The sequence below is a fragment of the Luteimonas soli genome, assembly GCF_042648865.1.
Lineage (GTDB): Bacteria > Pseudomonadota > Gammaproteobacteria > Xanthomonadales > Xanthomonadaceae > Luteimonas > Luteimonas soli.
In genome coordinates, this window is sequence record NZ_JBHRYA010000003.1 from 62998 (window position 1) to 79806 (window position 16809).

At 69.1% G+C, this 16809-nt stretch carries 13 protein-coding genes and 2 tRNA genes; 11 read left to right on the forward strand and 4 right to left on the reverse strand.

The window, feature by feature from the left end:
- The first annotated feature begins 44 nt into the window (after positions 1-44).
- Positions 45-452: an RNA-binding S4 domain-containing protein gene (locus tag ACFONC_RS03710; protein WP_386743051.1), complete on the forward strand. Its 408-nt coding sequence runs from the start codon at positions 45-47 to the stop codon at positions 450-452.
- Positions 453-684: 232 nt separating this feature from the next.
- On the opposite strand, the gene ACFONC_RS03715 is transcribed toward ACFONC_RS03710, so the two are convergent.
- The 4 genes from ACFONC_RS03715 to mutS all read right to left on the reverse strand — a co-directional run bounded on the left by ACFONC_RS03715 (position 685) and on the right by mutS (position 6389).
- The gene (locus ACFONC_RS03715) at positions 685-2184 is read right to left on the reverse strand and encodes a catalase (protein ID WP_386742374.1); all 1500 of its coding nucleotides are present in this window, start codon (positions 2182-2184) and stop codon (positions 685-687) included.
- Positions 2185-2438: 254 nt separating this feature from the next.
- Positions 2439-3056 carry a DUF937 domain-containing protein gene (locus ACFONC_RS03720; RefSeq protein ID WP_386742376.1) on the reverse strand — a complete coding sequence of 206 codons (618 nt, stop codon included), beginning with the start codon at positions 3054-3056 and terminating at the stop codon, positions 2439-2441.
- Between the two features lie 58 nt (positions 3057-3114).
- Positions 3115-3816, reverse strand: a complete 702-nt coding sequence (locus ACFONC_RS03725) for an MOSC domain-containing protein (RefSeq protein ID WP_386742377.1) — start codon at positions 3814-3816, stop codon at positions 3115-3117.
- The gene (gene mutS, locus ACFONC_RS03730) at positions 3813-6389 is read right to left on the reverse strand and encodes a DNA mismatch repair protein MutS (protein ID WP_386742379.1); all 2577 of its coding nucleotides are present in this window, start codon (positions 6387-6389) and stop codon (positions 3813-3815) included. Before mutS ends, ACFONC_RS03725 begins: the two co-directional genes overlap by 4 nt.
- 307 nt (positions 6390-6696) lie before the next feature.
- Here mutS and ACFONC_RS03735 point away from each other — a divergent pair, with 307 nt between their 5' ends.
- From ACFONC_RS03735 to ACFONC_RS03780, 10 genes are all read left to right on the forward strand, one after another.
- Positions 6697-9324: a TonB-dependent receptor gene (locus ACFONC_RS03735; RefSeq protein ID WP_386742380.1), complete on the forward strand. Its 2628-nt coding sequence runs from the start codon at positions 6697-6699 to the stop codon at positions 9322-9324.
- Between the two features lie 151 nt (positions 9325-9475).
- Positions 9476-9916, forward strand: a complete 441-nt coding sequence (locus ACFONC_RS03740) for a CinA family protein (protein WP_386743052.1) — start codon at positions 9476-9478, stop codon at positions 9914-9916.
- Between the two features lie 60 nt (positions 9917-9976).
- On the forward strand, positions 9977-10621 hold the full coding sequence (lexA, locus tag ACFONC_RS03745; protein ID WP_386742381.1) for a transcriptional repressor LexA: 645 nt from the start codon (positions 9977-9979) through the stop codon (positions 10619-10621).
- A 181-nt stretch (positions 10622-10802) separates the two neighbouring features.
- On the forward strand, positions 10803-11837 hold the full coding sequence (recA, locus tag ACFONC_RS03750; protein ID WP_386743053.1) for a recombinase RecA: 1035 nt from the start codon (positions 10803-10805) through the stop codon (positions 11835-11837).
- Positions 11838-11869: 32 nt separating this feature from the next.
- Positions 11870-12382, forward strand: a complete 513-nt coding sequence (locus ACFONC_RS03755) for a regulatory protein RecX (protein WP_386743054.1) — start codon at positions 11870-11872, stop codon at positions 12380-12382.
- A gap of 151 nt (positions 12383-12533) precedes the next feature.
- Positions 12534-15185 carry an alanine--tRNA ligase gene (gene alaS, locus ACFONC_RS03760; protein ID WP_386742383.1) on the forward strand — a complete coding sequence of 884 codons (2652 nt, stop codon included), beginning with the start codon at positions 12534-12536 and terminating at the stop codon, positions 15183-15185.
- A gap of 149 nt (positions 15186-15334) precedes the next feature.
- The gene (csrA, locus tag ACFONC_RS03765; RefSeq protein WP_386742384.1) at positions 15335-15559 is read left to right on the forward strand and encodes a carbon storage regulator CsrA; all 225 of its coding nucleotides are present in this window, start codon (positions 15335-15337) and stop codon (positions 15557-15559) included.
- Positions 15560-15613: 54 nt separating this feature from the next.
- Positions 15614-15706: transfer RNA gene (locus ACFONC_RS03770), tRNA-Ser, on the forward strand.
- Positions 15707-15843: 137 nt separating this feature from the next.
- Positions 15844-15920: transfer RNA gene (locus ACFONC_RS03775), tRNA-Arg, on the forward strand.
- Positions 15921-16799 carry a 4'-phosphopantetheinyl transferase family protein gene (locus tag ACFONC_RS03780; protein WP_386742385.1) on the forward strand — a complete coding sequence of 293 codons (879 nt, stop codon included), beginning with the start codon at positions 15921-15923 and terminating at the stop codon, positions 16797-16799.
- Positions 16800-16809: the final 10 nt, after the last annotated feature.

The window sequence follows — 16809 nt, forward strand, 5'->3', positions numbered from 1 at the left end:
TGCCTGTCCAGGTGTTCCACGCATGGCGCGGCGCACCTTCGCGCATGGCGGTACGGCCGGTGACGGTGGCTTCGGTCAGGCTCGACATCTGGCTCTGGGCGGCGCGCTTCTTCCGCACCCGCAGCCTGGCCAGGCAGGCGATCGAAAACGGCAAGGTGGAAGTGGACGGCCAGCGCGCGAAGGCCTCGCGCGGCGTGCAGGTGGGCAGCACGCTGCGCGTCGGGCGCGGAGAGGAAGTCTTCGAGGTCGAAGTCGCCGCGCTCAGCGAACAGCGCGGGCCCGCGGCCGTCGCGCGCACCCTGTACGTCGAGTCGGAGGCCTCGCGCCTCGCGCGCGAGAACCGGCTCGCCGAACTGCGCGCCGCGCGCGCCGGCTACCAGCCGCCGCAGGGCAAGCCGGACAAGCGCGCGCGGCGGCTGATCCGTGCGCTGGGCGACATCGACGCGTCCTGACCGCCGCGGCGCCGCCCTTGCAGGAGCGGCGGGAGCCGCGAAGGCTTTCCCCGCGAACCCGGTTGCGACTTCCCGGCAACGGCATGCCGTCACCACGCTTGCACAAGCAAGGGCTCGCGGCTGAAGCCGCTCCCAACACACTCAGGCCTCGCGCGCCACGGAAAACGCCGGCAGGCGAACCTGCCGGCGTCCGGCCAACGCGGGGGAGGCGTCGTCGAGCCCTGTCTGGCGGCTATTCCAGGCTGTTGGGCGATGCCGCGCCGGCAAACGCGCCGAGCTTGCGCAGCGCCGCCTCCACGCCCGCGCCGTAGGCAGGGTCGGCCTTGGTGCAGTTGTCGACGTGGCGCTGCTTGATGAAGTCCGGTGCGTCGCCCATCGCGCGGGCGGTGTTGTCGAACAGCACCTGCTGCTGCTCCGGCTTCATCAGGCGGAACAGGTCGCCGGGTTGCTTGAAGTAGTTGTCGTCGTTGTCGCGGTAGTTCCACCAGTCCGCGTCGCCGCTGATCTTCAACGGCGGCTCGCGGAACTGCGGTTGCTCCTGCCACTGGTTGAAGCTGTTGGGCTCGTAGTGCGGCAGGCCGCCGTAGTTGCCGTCGGCGCGGCCCTGGCCGTCGCGGTGGTTGCTGTGCACCGGGCAGCGCGCGGCATTGACCGGGATCTGGTGGTAGTTCACGCCCAGCCGGTAGCGCTGCGCGTCGGCGTAGTTGAACAGGCGCGACTGCAGCATCTTGTCCGGCGAAGGCCCGATGCCCGGCACCAGGTTGCTCGGCGCGAACGCGGCCTGCTCGACGTCGGCGAAGAAGTTCTCCGGGTTGCGGTTGAGCTCGAACTCGCCGACCTCGATCAGCGGGTAGTCGCCCTTCGGCCACACCTTGGTCAGGTCGAACGGGTGGTAGGGGACCTTCTCGGCATCGGTCTCGGGCATGACCTGGATGTACAGCTTCCACTTGGGGAAATCGCCGCGTTCGATGGCGTCGAACAGGTCGCGCTGGTGGCTCTCGCGGTCGTTGCCGATGATCTCGGTGGCCTCGGCGTCGGTGAGGTTCTTGATGCCCTGCTGGGTGCGGAAGTGGAACTTCACCCAGAAACGCTCGCCCTTCTCGTTCCAGAAGCTGTAGGTGTGCGAGCCGAAGCCGTGCATGTGGCGATAGCTGGCCGGGATGCCGCGGTCGCTCATCACGATGGTGACCTGGTGCAGCGCCTCGGGCAGCAGCGTCCACCAGTCCCAGTTGTTGGTGGCCGAGCGCATGTTGGTGCGCGGGTCGCGCTTGACCGCCTTGTTGAGGTCAGGGAACTTGCGCGGATCGCGGATGAAGAACACGGGGGTGTTGTTGCCCACCATGTCCCAGTTGCCTTCCTCGGTATAGAACTTCAGCGCGAAGCCGCGGATGTCGCGCTCGGCATCGGCCGCGCCGCGCTCGCCGGCCACGGTGGTGAAGCGGGCGAACATCTCGGTCTTCTTGCCGACCTTGGAGAAGATCGCGGCGCGGGTGTACTTGGTGATGTCGTGGGTGACGGTGAAGGTGCCGAAGGCGCCGGAGCCCTTGGCGTGCATGCGCCGCTCCGGGATCACCTCGCGCACGAAGTTGGCGAGCTTCTCGTTGAGCCACACGTCCTGCGACAGCAGCGGACCGCGCGGCCCGGCGGTCAGGCTGTCCTGGTTGTTGGGCACCGGGGCGCCAAACTGGGTGGTGAGATGGGTGGGCTTGGGCTTGTCGGAGGGCTTGCTCATGGCGCTGGCTCCAGCAGGTGATGGCGAACCGTCAAACTAGCCCGGTTGCACGAAAAGGGGAAATCGAACGAAACGAACAACGCGATAGCTCTTGACTATCGCCAATCATTCATCTGCCGCAGGTCGGGGCTACGCCCCCGACACCCCGCGAACCATCCACGCCCCATCCACGCCGCCCGGAGATCCGGAGCAGAGCCGTCGGGGGCGTAGCCCCGACCTGCGCGTCAGGATTCCACGGGCCCTGGATCGTGGGATCAGCGGCGCCCGCCGAGCAGGCCGCCGCCGATCTTGAGCAGGTCGCCGATGCCCGTCTGGCCGTCGCCGTCCTGGTCGAGCACGGCGCCGAGCAGGCCGCCGCCGAGTCCGCCCTGCTGGCGGATGTCCTGCTGTTCCTGGCCGAGGATGCCGCTGAGGGCGTCGGGGCTCGCGCCGGCCTGCGCGCCGCCGCCCTGGAACATGCGCTTGGCCAGGTAGGCCATCACGATCGGCGCGAGGATCTTCAGCAGCTGGCTTGCCTGGCCGCCCTGCAGGCCGGTGGCCTGGGCGACGCCGGCCTGCGCGCGTTCCTGCTGGCCGCCGAAGATATGGCCGAGGATGCCGGCGCCGTCGGTCTGGCGGCTTTGCGCGCCGCCAAGCACCGAGCCGAGCACGCTGCCGAGGTCGCCGCCGGCGTGGTCGTTCTGCAGCGCGCCGAACAGCGCCTGGGCGCCTTGGGGCTGGCTGGCGTTGCGGCCCAGCGCGCCCATCAGCAGTGGCAGCGCGGCGCCGATGGCCGACGACGCCTGCGAGGAATCGATGCCCAGCTGTTGCGCGACTTGCTGGACCGGTGCGCCCTGGAGCTGCGAGGCGAGGTCGTCGGTGAGGGTGGCCATCGGACGTGTCCTTGGAGGTGCGGGACGGCCATCCTACGACGACGATGTTGCGCGGGCGTCAATCCCGGTCGGGCCCGTCGATGCGCCGTGTCCACTCCTCCACGTCGCCCTGCTGCAGGCGGCGCTCGACCAGCCTGCGCCACGACGGCACCAGCGGCAGCTGCAGCACCGGTTCCAGCGCCTCGCGCGACAGCACGCGGTCGAACAGCAGTGCATTGAGCCGCTGCAACGTCCATTCCGGGTGCGGGCGCGCGTCCAGCCGCAGTTCGTCCCCGGCCTGTGCGTTACCCGGTTGCAGCACGCGGTAGTACCAGCCGGTGCGGCCGCTCGCCTGCACGCGGCGCGCCATGTCGGGCACGCCGAAGCGGTCGTTGAGCTTCCAGCACGGCTGCCGGCCCTGGCTGACTTCCAGCAGCGCGCTGCCCAGCGCGAAGCGGTCGCCGAGGCAGACGTTGCCTTCGTCCAGGCCGCGGGTGCTGATGTTCTCGCCGAACGCGCCCGGCGCGCGCAGCAGCGGCGAATCGCCGATGTCCGCGCGCCAGGCCGGGTAGTGGTCGAACGCGTAGTGGTGGACCGCCTTGTCCGGCCCGCCGTGGACGCGCGGGTCGCCCTGTTCGTCGCCGTCGAAGCCCAGCGCGCCGATCGCAACCACGCCGGCGAGCGGACGCTTGTCGATCGCGCTGCGGCTGCCCGGGCGCGTGTACGGTTTCGCGGCGCCCGCCAGCAGCGCGTCGACGCGCACGGCGGGCGACATGGTCATGCCAGCGACTTGAGCCGGTACAGCGCTTCGAGCGCCTGCTTCGGCGTGAGGTCGTCGGGATCGATGCCGGCCAGCGCGTCCATCGCCGCCGACGAGGGCGCGAACAGTCCGATCTGCTGCGGCGCGTCCAGCGCATCGGCCGACAGCGGCGGCGCGCCGTCGCGCATGTGTCGTTCGAGTTCGGCGAGCCGGCTGCGCGCCTGCGCGATCACCGCCTTCGGCAATCCCGCCAGCGCCGCGACCTGCAGGCCGAAGCTGCGGTCGGCCGGGCCGTCCTTGACCGCGTGCATGAACACCAGCGACTCGCTGCCGTCCTGCGCGCGATGCTCGACCGCGTCCAGGTGCACGTTGGCGATGCCGCTGCCCGGTTCGGCGAGCGCGGTGAGTTCGAAGTAGTGCGTGGCGAACAGCGTGTAGCTGCGGTTGATCGCGGCGAGGTGGCGCGCGCAGGAATCGGCCAGCGCCAGGCCGTCGTAGGTCGACGTGCCGCGGCCGATCTCGTCCATCAGCACCAGCGAACGTTCGGTCGCGTGGTGCAGGATGTAGCTGGTCTCGCTCATCTCGACCATGAACGTCGATTGCCCGCGCGCGAGGTCGTCGCCGGCGCCGATGCGGGTGAGGATGCGGTCGACCGGCCCGATCCGCGCGCTTGCCGCCGGCACGAAGCTGCCGATGTGCGCGAGCAGCACGATCAGCGCGTTCTGGCGCATGTACGTGCTCTTGCCGCCCATGTTGGGGCCGGTGATGACCAGCATCCGGCGCGCGTCGTGCAGGTCCAGGTCGTTGGGTTCGAAGGGTTCGTCGCGCACCGCTTCCACCACCGGGTGGCGGCCGCGTTCGATGCGCAGGCAGGCGTCGTCGACCAGCAGCGGGCGCGCCCAGTCCAGCGCCTGCGCACGTTCGGCCAGGCAGGCCAGCACGTCGAGTTCGCTCAGCGCCGCGCCGCAGCGTTTCAGCGATTCGAGGTGCTTGTTGAGGGCGTCGAGCAGCTGCTCGTACAGCAGCCGCTCGCGCGCCAGCGAGCGTTCGCGCGCCGACAGCACCTTGTCTTCGAAGGCCTTGAGTTCCTCGGTGATGTAGCGCTCGGCGTTGGCCAGCGTCTGCCGGCGGGTGTAGTGGGTCGGCGCCTTCGCTGCGTGCGCCTTGCCGATTTCAAGGTAGTAGCCGTGGACGCGGTTGTAGCCGACCTTCAGCGTCGGGATGCCGCTGGCCTCGCGCTCGCGCTGTTCCAGGTCGACGAGGAACTGGTCGGCATTCGTCGACAGCCGCCGCAGCTCGGCCAGCTCCGCGTCGTAGCCGTCGGCGAACACGCCGCCGTCGCGCGCCAGCACCGGCGGCTGTTCGACCAGCGCCTCGGCCAGCAGCGATGCCTGCGCGTCGTGTTCGCCCATGCCGGCCACCAGGTCCTGCAGGCGCGGCGAATCCAGCGGCGCCAGCAGCTCGCGCAGCTGCGGCAGCATGCCCAGCGCGTCGCGCAGCGTGCCCAGGTCGCGCGGCCGCGCCGAACGAAGGGCCACGCGCGAGAGGATGCGTTCGACGTCGCCGAGCGCGCGGAAGGTTTCGCGCAGGTCCGCGTCGCGGCCGCTGTCGATCAGCGACGCGACCGCGTGGTGGCGCTGGCCGACCACGTCGCGGTCGCGCAGTGGCCGGTGCAGCCAGCGCCGCAGCAGGCGCCCGCCCATCGGCGTGACCGTGCTGTCGAGCACGCCGAGCAGGGTGTGCTTCTGCTCGCCGTCGATGCGGGTGTCGAGTTCCAGGTGGCGGCGGGTGGCGGCGTTCATCGCGATCGCGCCGTCGCTGGCTTCCACCGCGATCGAGGTCAGGTGCGGCAGGCGCTGCTTCTGGGTTTCCTCGACGTAGCCGAGCAGGGCGCCGGCGGCGGCGATGGCCAGTGGCCGGTCGTCGATGCCGAATGCGGACAGGTCGTGCAGGTTGAAGAATTGCAGCAGCTGCCGGCGCCCGCTGTCGGCGTCGAACAGCCACGGCGCGCGCCGGCGCAGGCCGCCGCGGGTGCTGGCGAAGGCCGGCCAGCCGTCCTCGTCGGGCAGCAGCAGCTCGGCCGGGTCCAGGCGCGCGAGTTCGGCTTCCAGCGCGTCGTCGCCGACCACCTCGTTGACCAGGAAACGGCCGCCGGCCAGGTCCGCCCAGGCCAGGCCGTAGCCGGTCTTGCCACGCGACAGGGCCAGCAGCAGCGTGTCGCGGCGCTCGCTCAGCAGCGCCTCGTCGGTGACCGTGCCGGGGGTGACGATGCGCACCACCTTGCGTTCCACCAGCCCCTTGCTCGCGGCCGGGTCGCCGATCTGTTCGCAGATCGCCACCGACTCGCCCAGCGCAACCAGACGTGCGAGGTAACCCTCGGCCGCGTGGTAGGGCACGCCCGCCATCGGGATCGGCTTGCCGGCCGACGCGCCGCGCTGGGTCAGGGTGATGTCCAGCAGCTTCGCCGCCTTGCGCGCGTCGTCGTAGAACAGCTCGTAGAAATCGCCCATGCGGAAGAACAGCAGCACGTCCGGATGGTCGGCCTTGGCTGCGAAAAACTGGCGCATCAGGGGGGTGTGCTGTTCGTGGGACATCGAGTTCGGGGCAGGGGCGACGACGGGTCCGCTAGTGTGCCCGAAGCCATCCCCCGACCCGAAGCCGGCGGGCCGTCGGTACGCCATCCACGCAACTTGCCAACGCGGCGCGTTCCTGTGCTATACGTTGCCGTATGCAGATTTCCGCGGCATCCGCCGCGGGCGTACGCGGCCTTTCCCCCACGAAGGTCGCGGACGAATCCGGTACGTGCATTGCGTCGAATCCCGTCGCCGTGCCGTACCGGAAGTGAGTGACCGCATCGCGCGGGACAGGGCACGCTCATCCAATCCAGACGGGGAAAACAAAATGGCCAACCGCCAACCGCAACGCCAGACGCTAGCCGCCGCGGTGTTCGCGGCCTGCTTGACCATGTCCATCGCCGCACAGGCGCAGGAAGCCGCGACAGCCGAAACAGCCGCGCCGCCGGCCGCCGACGAAGACCAGCCGACCACGCTCGCCACCATGACCGTCACCGCGCAGAAGCGCGAGGAAGCGCTGCAGGACGTCCCGATCTCGGTGACGGTGCTGGACCAGCAGCTGATCCAGGACACCGGCGTGTACGACATCAAGGACATGCAGATCCTGGTGCCCGGCCTCACCGTGACCAGCACCCAGAGCGAGGCGATCACCACCGCCCGCATCCGCGGCATTGGCACCGTCGGCGACAACGTCGGCCTGGAGTCCTCGGTCGGCATCGTGATCGACGGCGTCTACCGGCCGCGCAACAGTGTCGGTTTCGGCGACCTCGGCCAGATCGAGCGCATCGAGGTGCTCAAGGGGCCGCAAGGCACCGTGTTCGGCAAGAACACCTCCGCCGGCGTCATCAACGTCGTCACCCGGCGCCCCAGCTACACGCAGAGCGCGGAGGGTGAGTTCACGGTCGGCAACTACGGTGCGTTCGGCGTGTCGGGCAGCTACAACGACGCGCTCGGCGACGCGGCTGCGTTCAGTGTCTACGCCGCCAAGCGCAAGCGCGACGGCTGGATGGACGTGGTGACCGGCAGCGGCCCGCGCACCAACGACGAGGATTACGACCAGAACTACCACACCTTCCGCGGCAAGCTGCTGCTCGAGCCCGTCGATTCGCTCGACATCCTGCTGTCGGGCGACTTCACCAGCCGCGAGGAGAACTGCTGCACCGCGGTCCAGACCACGGTCGGCGCGACTGCGGGCATCCTCAACGCGCTGGTGGGCGGCAAGGCGGTCGCTGCGCCCGGCGACGATCCGTTCGACCGCGTCGCGTACAGCAACCGTCCGACCATCCAGGACATCAAGGACAAGGGCGTCTCGGCCGAGATCAACTGGGAATCGCCGTGGATGGGTGGCGCCACGCTGACCTCGATCACCGCATCGCGCGACTGGCAGGCGATCAATGGCCTGGACTACGACTTCTCCACCGCGGACATCCTGTACCGCAACGGGGACGAGGACGAGTCGTTCACCGGGTTCAAGACGCTGAGCCAGGAGTTCCGGCTCACCGGTTCGACGGACCGGATCGACTGGATGGTCGGGTTCTTCTACTCCGACGAGGACCTGGACCGCACCGAGACCTACCGCATCGGCCCGCACTACGAGCCGTACCTGTCGATCGCGCTGCTGTCGCTGGTCAACCCGGCGCTGGGCCAGCTGCCCAATGCGCCGACCTTCCTGGCCGACGCCACTGGGCGCACGCCGGGCACGGTGTTCGCCGGGCTGGGCGCGCTCGACCGCTACGAGCAGAACGCCAAGAGCACCGCGCTGTTCACCAACAACACCTGGCACGCGACCGATGCGCTCGACCTCACCCTGGGCCTGCGCTACACCCGCGACAAGAAGGAACTCGACGCCCACTACAGCAACCCCAACGGCAGCCCCGGCTGCGCGGCCATGCTCGACCCGGTCAACGGCCAGGCGCGCATCGCCGCGGCGCTGATGGCGCGCGGCGTGCCGGCGGCGGCGCTGCCGCAGGTCATCCCGCAGGTCATCGGCTATGGCTGCCTGCCTTGGGCCAACCCGATGCACGTGATGCGCCGCGATGCAGCCGGCAACTTCATCGGCGGTGAAACCCACCAGTCGCGCGAAGAGAAGGAGTGGTCGGGCACGCTGAAGGCCGCGTATCGCTGGAATGACAGCGTCATGACCTACCTGTCGGCCGCGCGCGGCTACAAGGGTGGCGGCTTCAACCTCGACCGCGTGCAGTCCAGCACCGGGCTGACCAGCGGCGGCACCGGCATCCTGCCGGTCAACGACACTTCGTTCCCGGGCGAGTTCGTCGACAGCTACGAGCTGGGCGCCAAGACCACCTGGGCCGACGGTTCGCTGCTGCTCAACGCGACGCTGTTCCACCAGAAGTACGAGGACTTCCAGCTCAACAGCTTCCTCGGCACCAGCTTCGTGGTGCGCTCCATCCCCGAGGTCGTCTCGCAGGGCCTGGACGCGGAAATCCTGTGGCAGCCGCGCGCGGTGCAGGGGCTGATGCTGCAGGGCGGGCTGATGTACGCCGACACCACCTTCGGCGACAGCATCCCGGGCGGGGACTTCGTCGAGCCCACCGGTGCGCTGTACAAGCTGCCCGGTGCGACGATGCCGTTCGCGCCGGACTGGTCCGGATCGGCCTCGGTGACGTACGAGTGGGACCTGTCGAACAGCCTGCAGGGGCGCTTCAACATCGGCGCCAAGTACATGTCCGACTACAACACCGGCTCCGACCTCGACGTGGAGAAGCACCAGGACGCCTACACCGTGGTCAACGCACGCATCGGCATCGGCGCGAGCGACAACCGCTGGTCGCTTGAACTGTGGGGCACCAACATCACCGACACCGACTACGTGCAGGTGGGCTTCGACGGGCCGCTGCAGAACGTCTCGCCACTGCCGGGCAATCCGTTCAACACCTTCAACGCGTTCCCGGGCGCGCCGAGGATGTACGGCGTCACGCTGCGCGTGCGGTACTGAGCCGCGTAGTCCCCGCGGCCCGCATTGCGGGCCGCGGTCACGCCCGCAGGGCGGCCGGATGGGGTACAACGTGCGTTTCCGCCGGAGCGCGCGCATGTCCCACACCATCCCGACCGATGCCGAACTGCGCGGCACCGTCGACGCCGTCGGCATGCGGCTGCGCGAATCGCGCGACCTGCTGGTCACTGCCGAGAGCTGCACCGGCGGCTGGATCGCCAAGACCGCCACCGACATCGCCGGCTCGTCGGACTGGTTCGACTGCGGCATGGTCGCCTACAGCTACGAGGCCAAGCAGGCGCTGCTGGGCGTGCGCCCCGAGACACTGGAACTCCACGGCGCGGTCAGCCGCGAGACAGTGGTGGAAATGGTGTCCGGCGCCCTGGTCAACTCCGGCGCCACCGTCGCGGTGGCGGTGACCGGCATCGCAGGCCCCGGCGGCGGCAGCGACGACAAGCCCGTGGGTACGGTCTGGATCGGCTGGAAACGCCGCGGCGGTTACGCCCGCGCCGAAGTCTTCCATTTCGACGGCGACCGCGACGACGTGCGCCGCCAGACCGTGGCGGCGGCGCTGCGGGGGTTGGAGGAGGTGTAGCGCTGATTGGTCAGCCGGAGGGCTTGCGGCCCTGAGTCGTTAGTAGTATTACTACTAACCATGGACCTGTCCGACACCCAGCAAGCCATCCTCTCCCTGATTGCCGAGCGCATCGAGGCCGAGGGCATGCCGCCGTCGCAGGCGGAGATCGCCCGCGCCTTCGGATTCAGCGGGGTGCGCGCGGCGCAGTACCACCTTGATGCGCTTGAAGCGGCCGGCGCCATCGAGCGTGTGCCCGGCCGCGCGCGCGGCATCCGCCTGCTGCACGCGCCCGAGGCGGCCCAGCGCGAACTGGCGCTGCCGGCATCGGCGAACGAGGACGTGCTGGAACTGCCGGTGCTGGGCCAGGTTGCCGCCGGCCTGCCGATCGGCGCCGACATCGGTTCCGATCAGGTGGTGTTGATGGACCGCGCCTTCTTCTCGCCGGCACCGGACTACCTGCTCAAGGTCAAGGGCGACTCGATGCGCGACGAGGGCATCTTCGATGGCGACCTGATCGGCGTGCACCGCACCGCCGACGCGCGCTCGGGGCAGATCGTCATCGCGCGCATCGACGAGGAGATCACCGTCAAGCTGCTGAAGCTCGGCAAGGACCGAATCCGCCTGCTGCCGCGCAACCCGGACTACGCGCCGATCGACGTGCTGCCCGGCCAGGACTTCGCCATCGAGGGCCTGTACTGCGGCCTGGTGAGGCCGAACCGGTGAATCGGGGTTTTCCTGCCCGGTATCCGGGGCTTTTCCCGACGCGCGGGCGGGGTGCGTGCCGATTCCACCGGGCCGGCAGGCGATCCATCCTGTTTTCCGGCGCCGAGGTCGCAATCCGTGCGACCCGGTCCGGCCAGACTCTTTCCAACGCCCCATACAAACAATGACGAGGACCACCACGATGGACGAGAACAAGAAGCGCGCGCTGTCCGCCGCCCTGACCCAGATCGAGAAGCAGTACGGCAAGGGCTCGGTCATGCGCATGGGCGACCGCGTCGCCGAAGTGGTACCGGTGATCCCGACCGGTTCGCTGTTGCTCGACACCGCGCTGGGCATCGGCGGCCTGCCGCGCGGCCGCGTGATCGAGATCTATGGCCCGGAATCGTCGGGCAAGACCACGCTGACCCTGCAGACCATCGCCGAATGCCAGAAGCTCGGCGGCGTGTGCGCCTTCATCGACGCCGAGCACGCGCTCGACCCGGGTTATGCGGCCAAGCTGGGCGTCAACGTCGAGGACCTGCTCGTCTCACAGCCCGACACCGGCGAGCAGGCGCTGGAGATCGCCGACATGCTGGTGCGCTCCAACGCGGTGGACATGGTGGTCATCGACTCGGTCGCCGCGCTCACCCCGCGTGCCGAGATCGAGGGCGAGATGGGCGACCAGCTCCCGGGCTTGCAGGCACGCTTGATGAGCCAGGCGCTGCGCAAGTTGACCGGCAACATCAAGCGCAGCAACTGCATGGTGTTCTTCATCAACCAGCTGCGCATGAAGATCGGCGTCATGATGCCGGGCCAGAGCCCGGAGACCACCAGCGGCGGCAATGCGCTGAAGTTCTATGCATCGGTGCGCCTGGACATCCGCCGGATCGGCTCGGTCAAGAAGGGCGACGAGATCATCGGCAACCAGACCAAGATCAAGGTGGTCAAGAACAAGATGGCGCCTCCGTTCAAGCAGGTCATCACCGAAATCCTCTACGGCCAGGGCATCAGCCGCGAGGGCGAGCTGATCGACATGGGCGTGGACGCCGGGCTGGTCGAGAAGTCAGGTGCCTGGTACAGCTGCGACGGCGAGCGCATCGGCCAGGGCAAGGAGAACGCCCGCCAGTACCTCAAGGACAACCCGGCGGTCGCGGCCAAGATCGAGGCCGCGCTGCGCGAGCAGCTCGCGCCCGCGGTGGTGGAGAAGGCCGAGGAAGAAGAAGACGCCAAGGCCTGAGCCGGCACGTGTCCCCGGGCGATCGCCACGACGTGCCGGCGCCGGACGCGCCGGCGGACGAAGGCCGGCGCAGGCGTCGCCGGCCGGAGCCCACGCCAGCCCAGCGTGCGCTGGGCCTGCTGGTCCGGCGTGAGCATTCGCGCAAGGAACTGGCGAACAAGCTGGCCGCGCGTGGCGTCGCGCGGGAAGATGCAGAAGCTGCCGTCGAACGCATGGCGACCGAGGGCTGGCAGGATGACGCCCGCTTCGCCACGAGCCTGGCGCGCATGCGGGCGGGGGGCGGCTACGGGCCGATCCGGATCCGCGCCGAACTGGGCACCCATGGCCTCGACGAGGCCGTGATCGCGCAGGCCTTCGCCGCACTTGCCGAAGCCGGCGAGGACGACTGGCGACGACAGGCCCGGGGCCTCGTTCGCCGGCGCTTCGGCGAGGACTTCGCCGGCGACCTTGCCCGCCGGCGCAAGGCGGCGGACTTCCTCCTGCGCCGCGGCTTCGACGGCGACACGATCCGCAGCGCAAGCCGGGACGACGCGGACTTCGACTGAGCGGCCGGAACCGGCGGCCCGGATGGGCCTGGCAGGGGCGTGCGGGCTGTTAACCTAGGCGGATTGGGTTGTCCGCCCGGCGCCACGTCCACATCTCCGGTGGACACCGTGGTGCCTCGCCGTACCCGCCAGCCTCCAGACCCCAGCCAGCATGCCCACGCCAAGCATCCCGACCACTTCCGACATCCGCCGAGACTTCCTCGAGTTCTTCTCCGCACGGGGCCACACCATCGTGCCGTCCGCACCGCTGGTGCCCGGCAACGACCCGACCCTGCTGTTCACCAACTCGGGCATGGTCCAGTTCAAGGACGTGTTCCTCGGCGCCGAAAAGCGCAGCTACGTGCGCGCGGCCGACGTGCAGCGCTGCCTGCGCGCGGGCGGCAAGCACAACGACCTCGACCAGGTCGGCTACACCGCGCGCCACCACACCTTCTTCGAGATGCTCGGCAACTGGTCGTTCGGCGACTACTTCAAGAAGGACGCCATCGCCTGGGCCTGGGAACTGCTGACGCAGGTCTGGAAGCTGCCCACCGAACGCCTGCTGGTGACCATCTACCAGACCGACGACGAAGCCTTCGACATCTGGCATCGCGACATCGGCCTGCCGCCCGAACGCATCATCCGCATCGGCGACAACAAGGGCGCGCCGTACGCCTCGGACAACTTCTGGCAAATGGCCGACACCGGCCCCTGCGGCCCGTGCACCGAAATCTTCTACGACCACGGCGCGCACATCGCCGGCGGCCCGCCAGGTTCGCCCGACGAGGATGGCGATCGCTTCATCGAGATCTGGAACCTGGTGTTCATGCAGTTCGATCGCCAGCCGGATGGCAGCCTGCAGCCGCTGCCGGCGCCGTGCGTGGACACCGGCATGGGCCTGGAGCGCCTGGCCGCGATCCTGCAGCACGTGCACGGCAACTACGAGATCGATCTGTTCCAGACGTTGATCCGCAGGGCCGCCGAGCTGACCGGCACCGCGGACCTGGAGAACAAGTCGCTGCGCGTGATCGCCGACCACATCCGCGCCTGCAGCTTCCTCATCGTCGACGGCGTGCTGCCGTCCAACGAAGGTCGCGGCTACGTGCTGCGCCGGATCATCCGCCGCGCGCTGCGCCACGGCTGGATGCTGGGCGTGCGCGAACCGTTTTTCCACAAGCTGGTCGCCACCGTCGACGAGCTGATGGGCGAGGCGTACCCGGAGTTGCGACGCGACCGTGAACTGGTCGAGCGCGCGCTCAAGGCCGAGGAGGGGCGTTTCGCCGAAACCCTGGATTCGGGCATGCGCATCTTCGACGAAGTTGCCGCGCGCAGCGGCGGGACGATCCCCGGCGCCGACGCATTCCGCCTCTACGACACCTATGGTTTCCCGGTCGACCTGACCGCCGACATCGCCCGCGAGCGCGGCCTGTCGGTCGACATGCCCGGCTTCGACGCGGCGATGGAGCACCAGCGCGAGACCGCGCGCGCGGCGGGCAAGTTCTCTTCCAGCGCGGGCCTGCCGGCCGACCTGGTCGCGAAGCTGCAACCGACGGAATTTTTGGGTTACGACGCGCTCACCGCGGGCGGCCTGGAAGTGGTCGCGCTGCTGCGCGACGGGCGCCCGGTCGATTCGATCGAGGTCGGTGACGAGGTCGTGGTGTTCCTCGACCGCACCCCGTTCTACGCCGAGTCCGGCGGGCAGGTCGGAGACACGGGCGAGCTGGACGGGCAGGGCGTGCGCTTCACCGTGTCCGACACGCACAAGTACGCCGGCCAGTTCCACGGCCACGTCGGCAAGCTCGCGGCTGGCACGCTGAAGCTCGGCGACCACGTCGTCGCCTCGGTCGACGATGCGCGCCGTGGCGCGACCATCCTCAACCACAGCGCCACCCACCTGCTGCACGCCGCGCTGCGCGCCGTGCTGGGCACGCACGTTACCCAGAAAGGCTCACTGGTCGCCCCCGACCGCCTGCGCTTCGACTTCTCGCACTTCCAGCCGATGACGGCCGCGGAACTGGCCGAGGTCGAGCGCCGCGTCAACGCCGAGATCCGCGCCAACCACGGCGCCGAGGTACGGCACATGGGCATGCAGGAGGCGCTGGACTTCGGCGCGATGGCCCTGTTCGGCGAGAAGTACGGCGAGCGCGTGCGCGTGCTGCGCATGGGCGACACGTCCACCGAGCTGTGCGGCGGCACCCACGTCTCGCGCACTGGCGACATCGGCCTGTTCAAGATCGTGTCCGAGGGCGGCGTCTCGGCCGGCGTGCGCCGGATCGAGGCGGTGACGGGGCAGGGCGCACTCGACCATGTCGCCGCCGAAGAACGGTGGCTGGGCGAGGCCGCGCAGCTGCTGGGCGGCACCACGGCGGAAACGGCCGACAAGCTGCGCACGCTGCTGGACAGGCAGAAAAAACTTGAGCGCGAGCTGGAGTCGTTGAAGGCCAAGGCCGCCAGCGGTGCGACCGCCGATCTCGCCTCGGGCGCGGTCGAGGTCGACGGCATCAAGGTCCTTGCCGCGCGGCTGGAGGGCTTCGACGCCAAGGCGCTGCGCGAGGCCGTCGACCGCCTCAAGCAGCAGCTCGGCGATACCGTGGTGGTGCTGGCCGGCGCCAGCGGCGGCAAGGCCGCGCTGGTGGCCGGCGTCGGCGGCACCGCGTTGAAGCGGGTCAAGGCGGGCGATCTGCTGGCCCATATCGCCGGCCAGATCGGCGGCAAGGGCGGTGGACGCCCGGACCTTGCCCAGGGCGGCGGCGAGGACGGACCTGCCCTCGGGACGGCGCTTGGCGGCGTGGCCGCCTGGGTCGTCTCGCGGCTGCATGAATGACGCCACAAGCCGTGACTTCCGGAGCTTGCCGCTGGCCGTTCGCAGCCCTTAACATCGTTCGTTTCGCAAAACTGTAAACGTTTTTTCGGCAATCGGGCCGAAGGACGTACCGGCCCGCACGCGCGGCCCGGGTTCATGGAGACGGATAAATGTTGATCCTCACCCGCCGCGTCGGCGAAACCTTGATGATCGGAGACTCGGTGACCGTGACCGTGCTCGGCGTCAAGGGCAATCAGGTGCGCATCGGTATCACGGCGCCGAAGGACGTGGCCGTTCATCGAGAGGAAATCTACGAGCGCATCCAGCGCGGCGATGATGCAGAGTCCGGTGCGAAGCCCCCCGCTTCGAAGGAAGATTTGCCGGACCCCGAATGACCCGGTATTCTTCGCGTCCTGTTCCGGCCCGGTGATCGCCGGACCGGCAGGTCCGGAGAGTTGCCCGAGTGGCTGAAGGGGCTCCCCTGCTAAGGGAGTATAGGGTTTATAGCTCTATCGAGGGTTCGAATCCCTCACTCTCCGCCAGTTCCAGACAACACCCGCGGAACCTTTCTCCAGTCCCTGCCTGAACCGCGGGGCATGGGCAAGGCAACGGCCGGCGGAGATTGTCGAGATTGACGGAACCGCCGGTACTCCGGCAAAATTCCGCTTCTGTTTCATGCGCGCCCGTAGCTCAGCTGGATAGAGCACCAGGCTACGAACTTGGGGGTCGGGAGTTCGAATCTCTCCGGGCGCGCCAGTGACGACACGAAAGCCGGCGAAGCGATTCGCCGGCTTTTTTGTGTGCGGGCTTGCCTGTGGTTCCAGGCAACGCCACCATCGGGCCATGTCAGACCTCTCGCATCGGTTCCACGCGTCCGCTCCTCCCTGGCAAGGCATGCGCGACGCATTCGCCGAAGCGGTCGCCATCGATGCTTCCGACCTGGCCGACCTGGCCACGCGGGGAGTGCTTGTCGTGGTCTTCGACCTCGATGGCTGGCGCCGTTTCGGGAGCGGGGCGCTGGCACTGCTCGACGCGACCGAAGCCGCGCGCGCGCAAAGGCAGCGCGATCCGCGCAATCGCGACGCATTGGTGTCGACCTACGCGCTGCACAGGCTGCTGCTGTCGCGGGTGCTCAAGCAGGCCCCGGCGGAGGTAGACATCACGCGCGACGAAAAGGGATGCCCGCGATTGCCGGACGATGCCTGGCATACCAGCCTGAGCCACGCAGCCGGCCGTGCGGTGTTCGCGGTCTCTGCCGCGGGACCGGTGGGAATCGACCTTGAGCCTGTCGACCGCGCGCAGGACATGGATTCGATCCTCGAACGCGTCGTCCATCGCGATGAACGCGGTGCGCTGGACGGCCTTCCCGCCAATGCGCGGGGCCATGCGCTGCTGGACCTTTGGGTGCGCAAGGAAGCGTTGCTGAAGGCGGCCGGCATCGGGCTCGAATGCGAGATGGAGATGTTCACCGCGCCCATGGGCGTGCCCTTGCCGTTGCCGGGCGAACGTTTTGCCGGGCGCGAAGCGTCGCTGCACATGGTCGATGCAGGCCCGGACTGGGCCTGCGCGGCTGCCTGTCCTCCCGGCACGCCGATCGTTCGCGTGCTCGCCAAGGAGCCTCGCGCGGCGTCCTGACTGGCCTGCA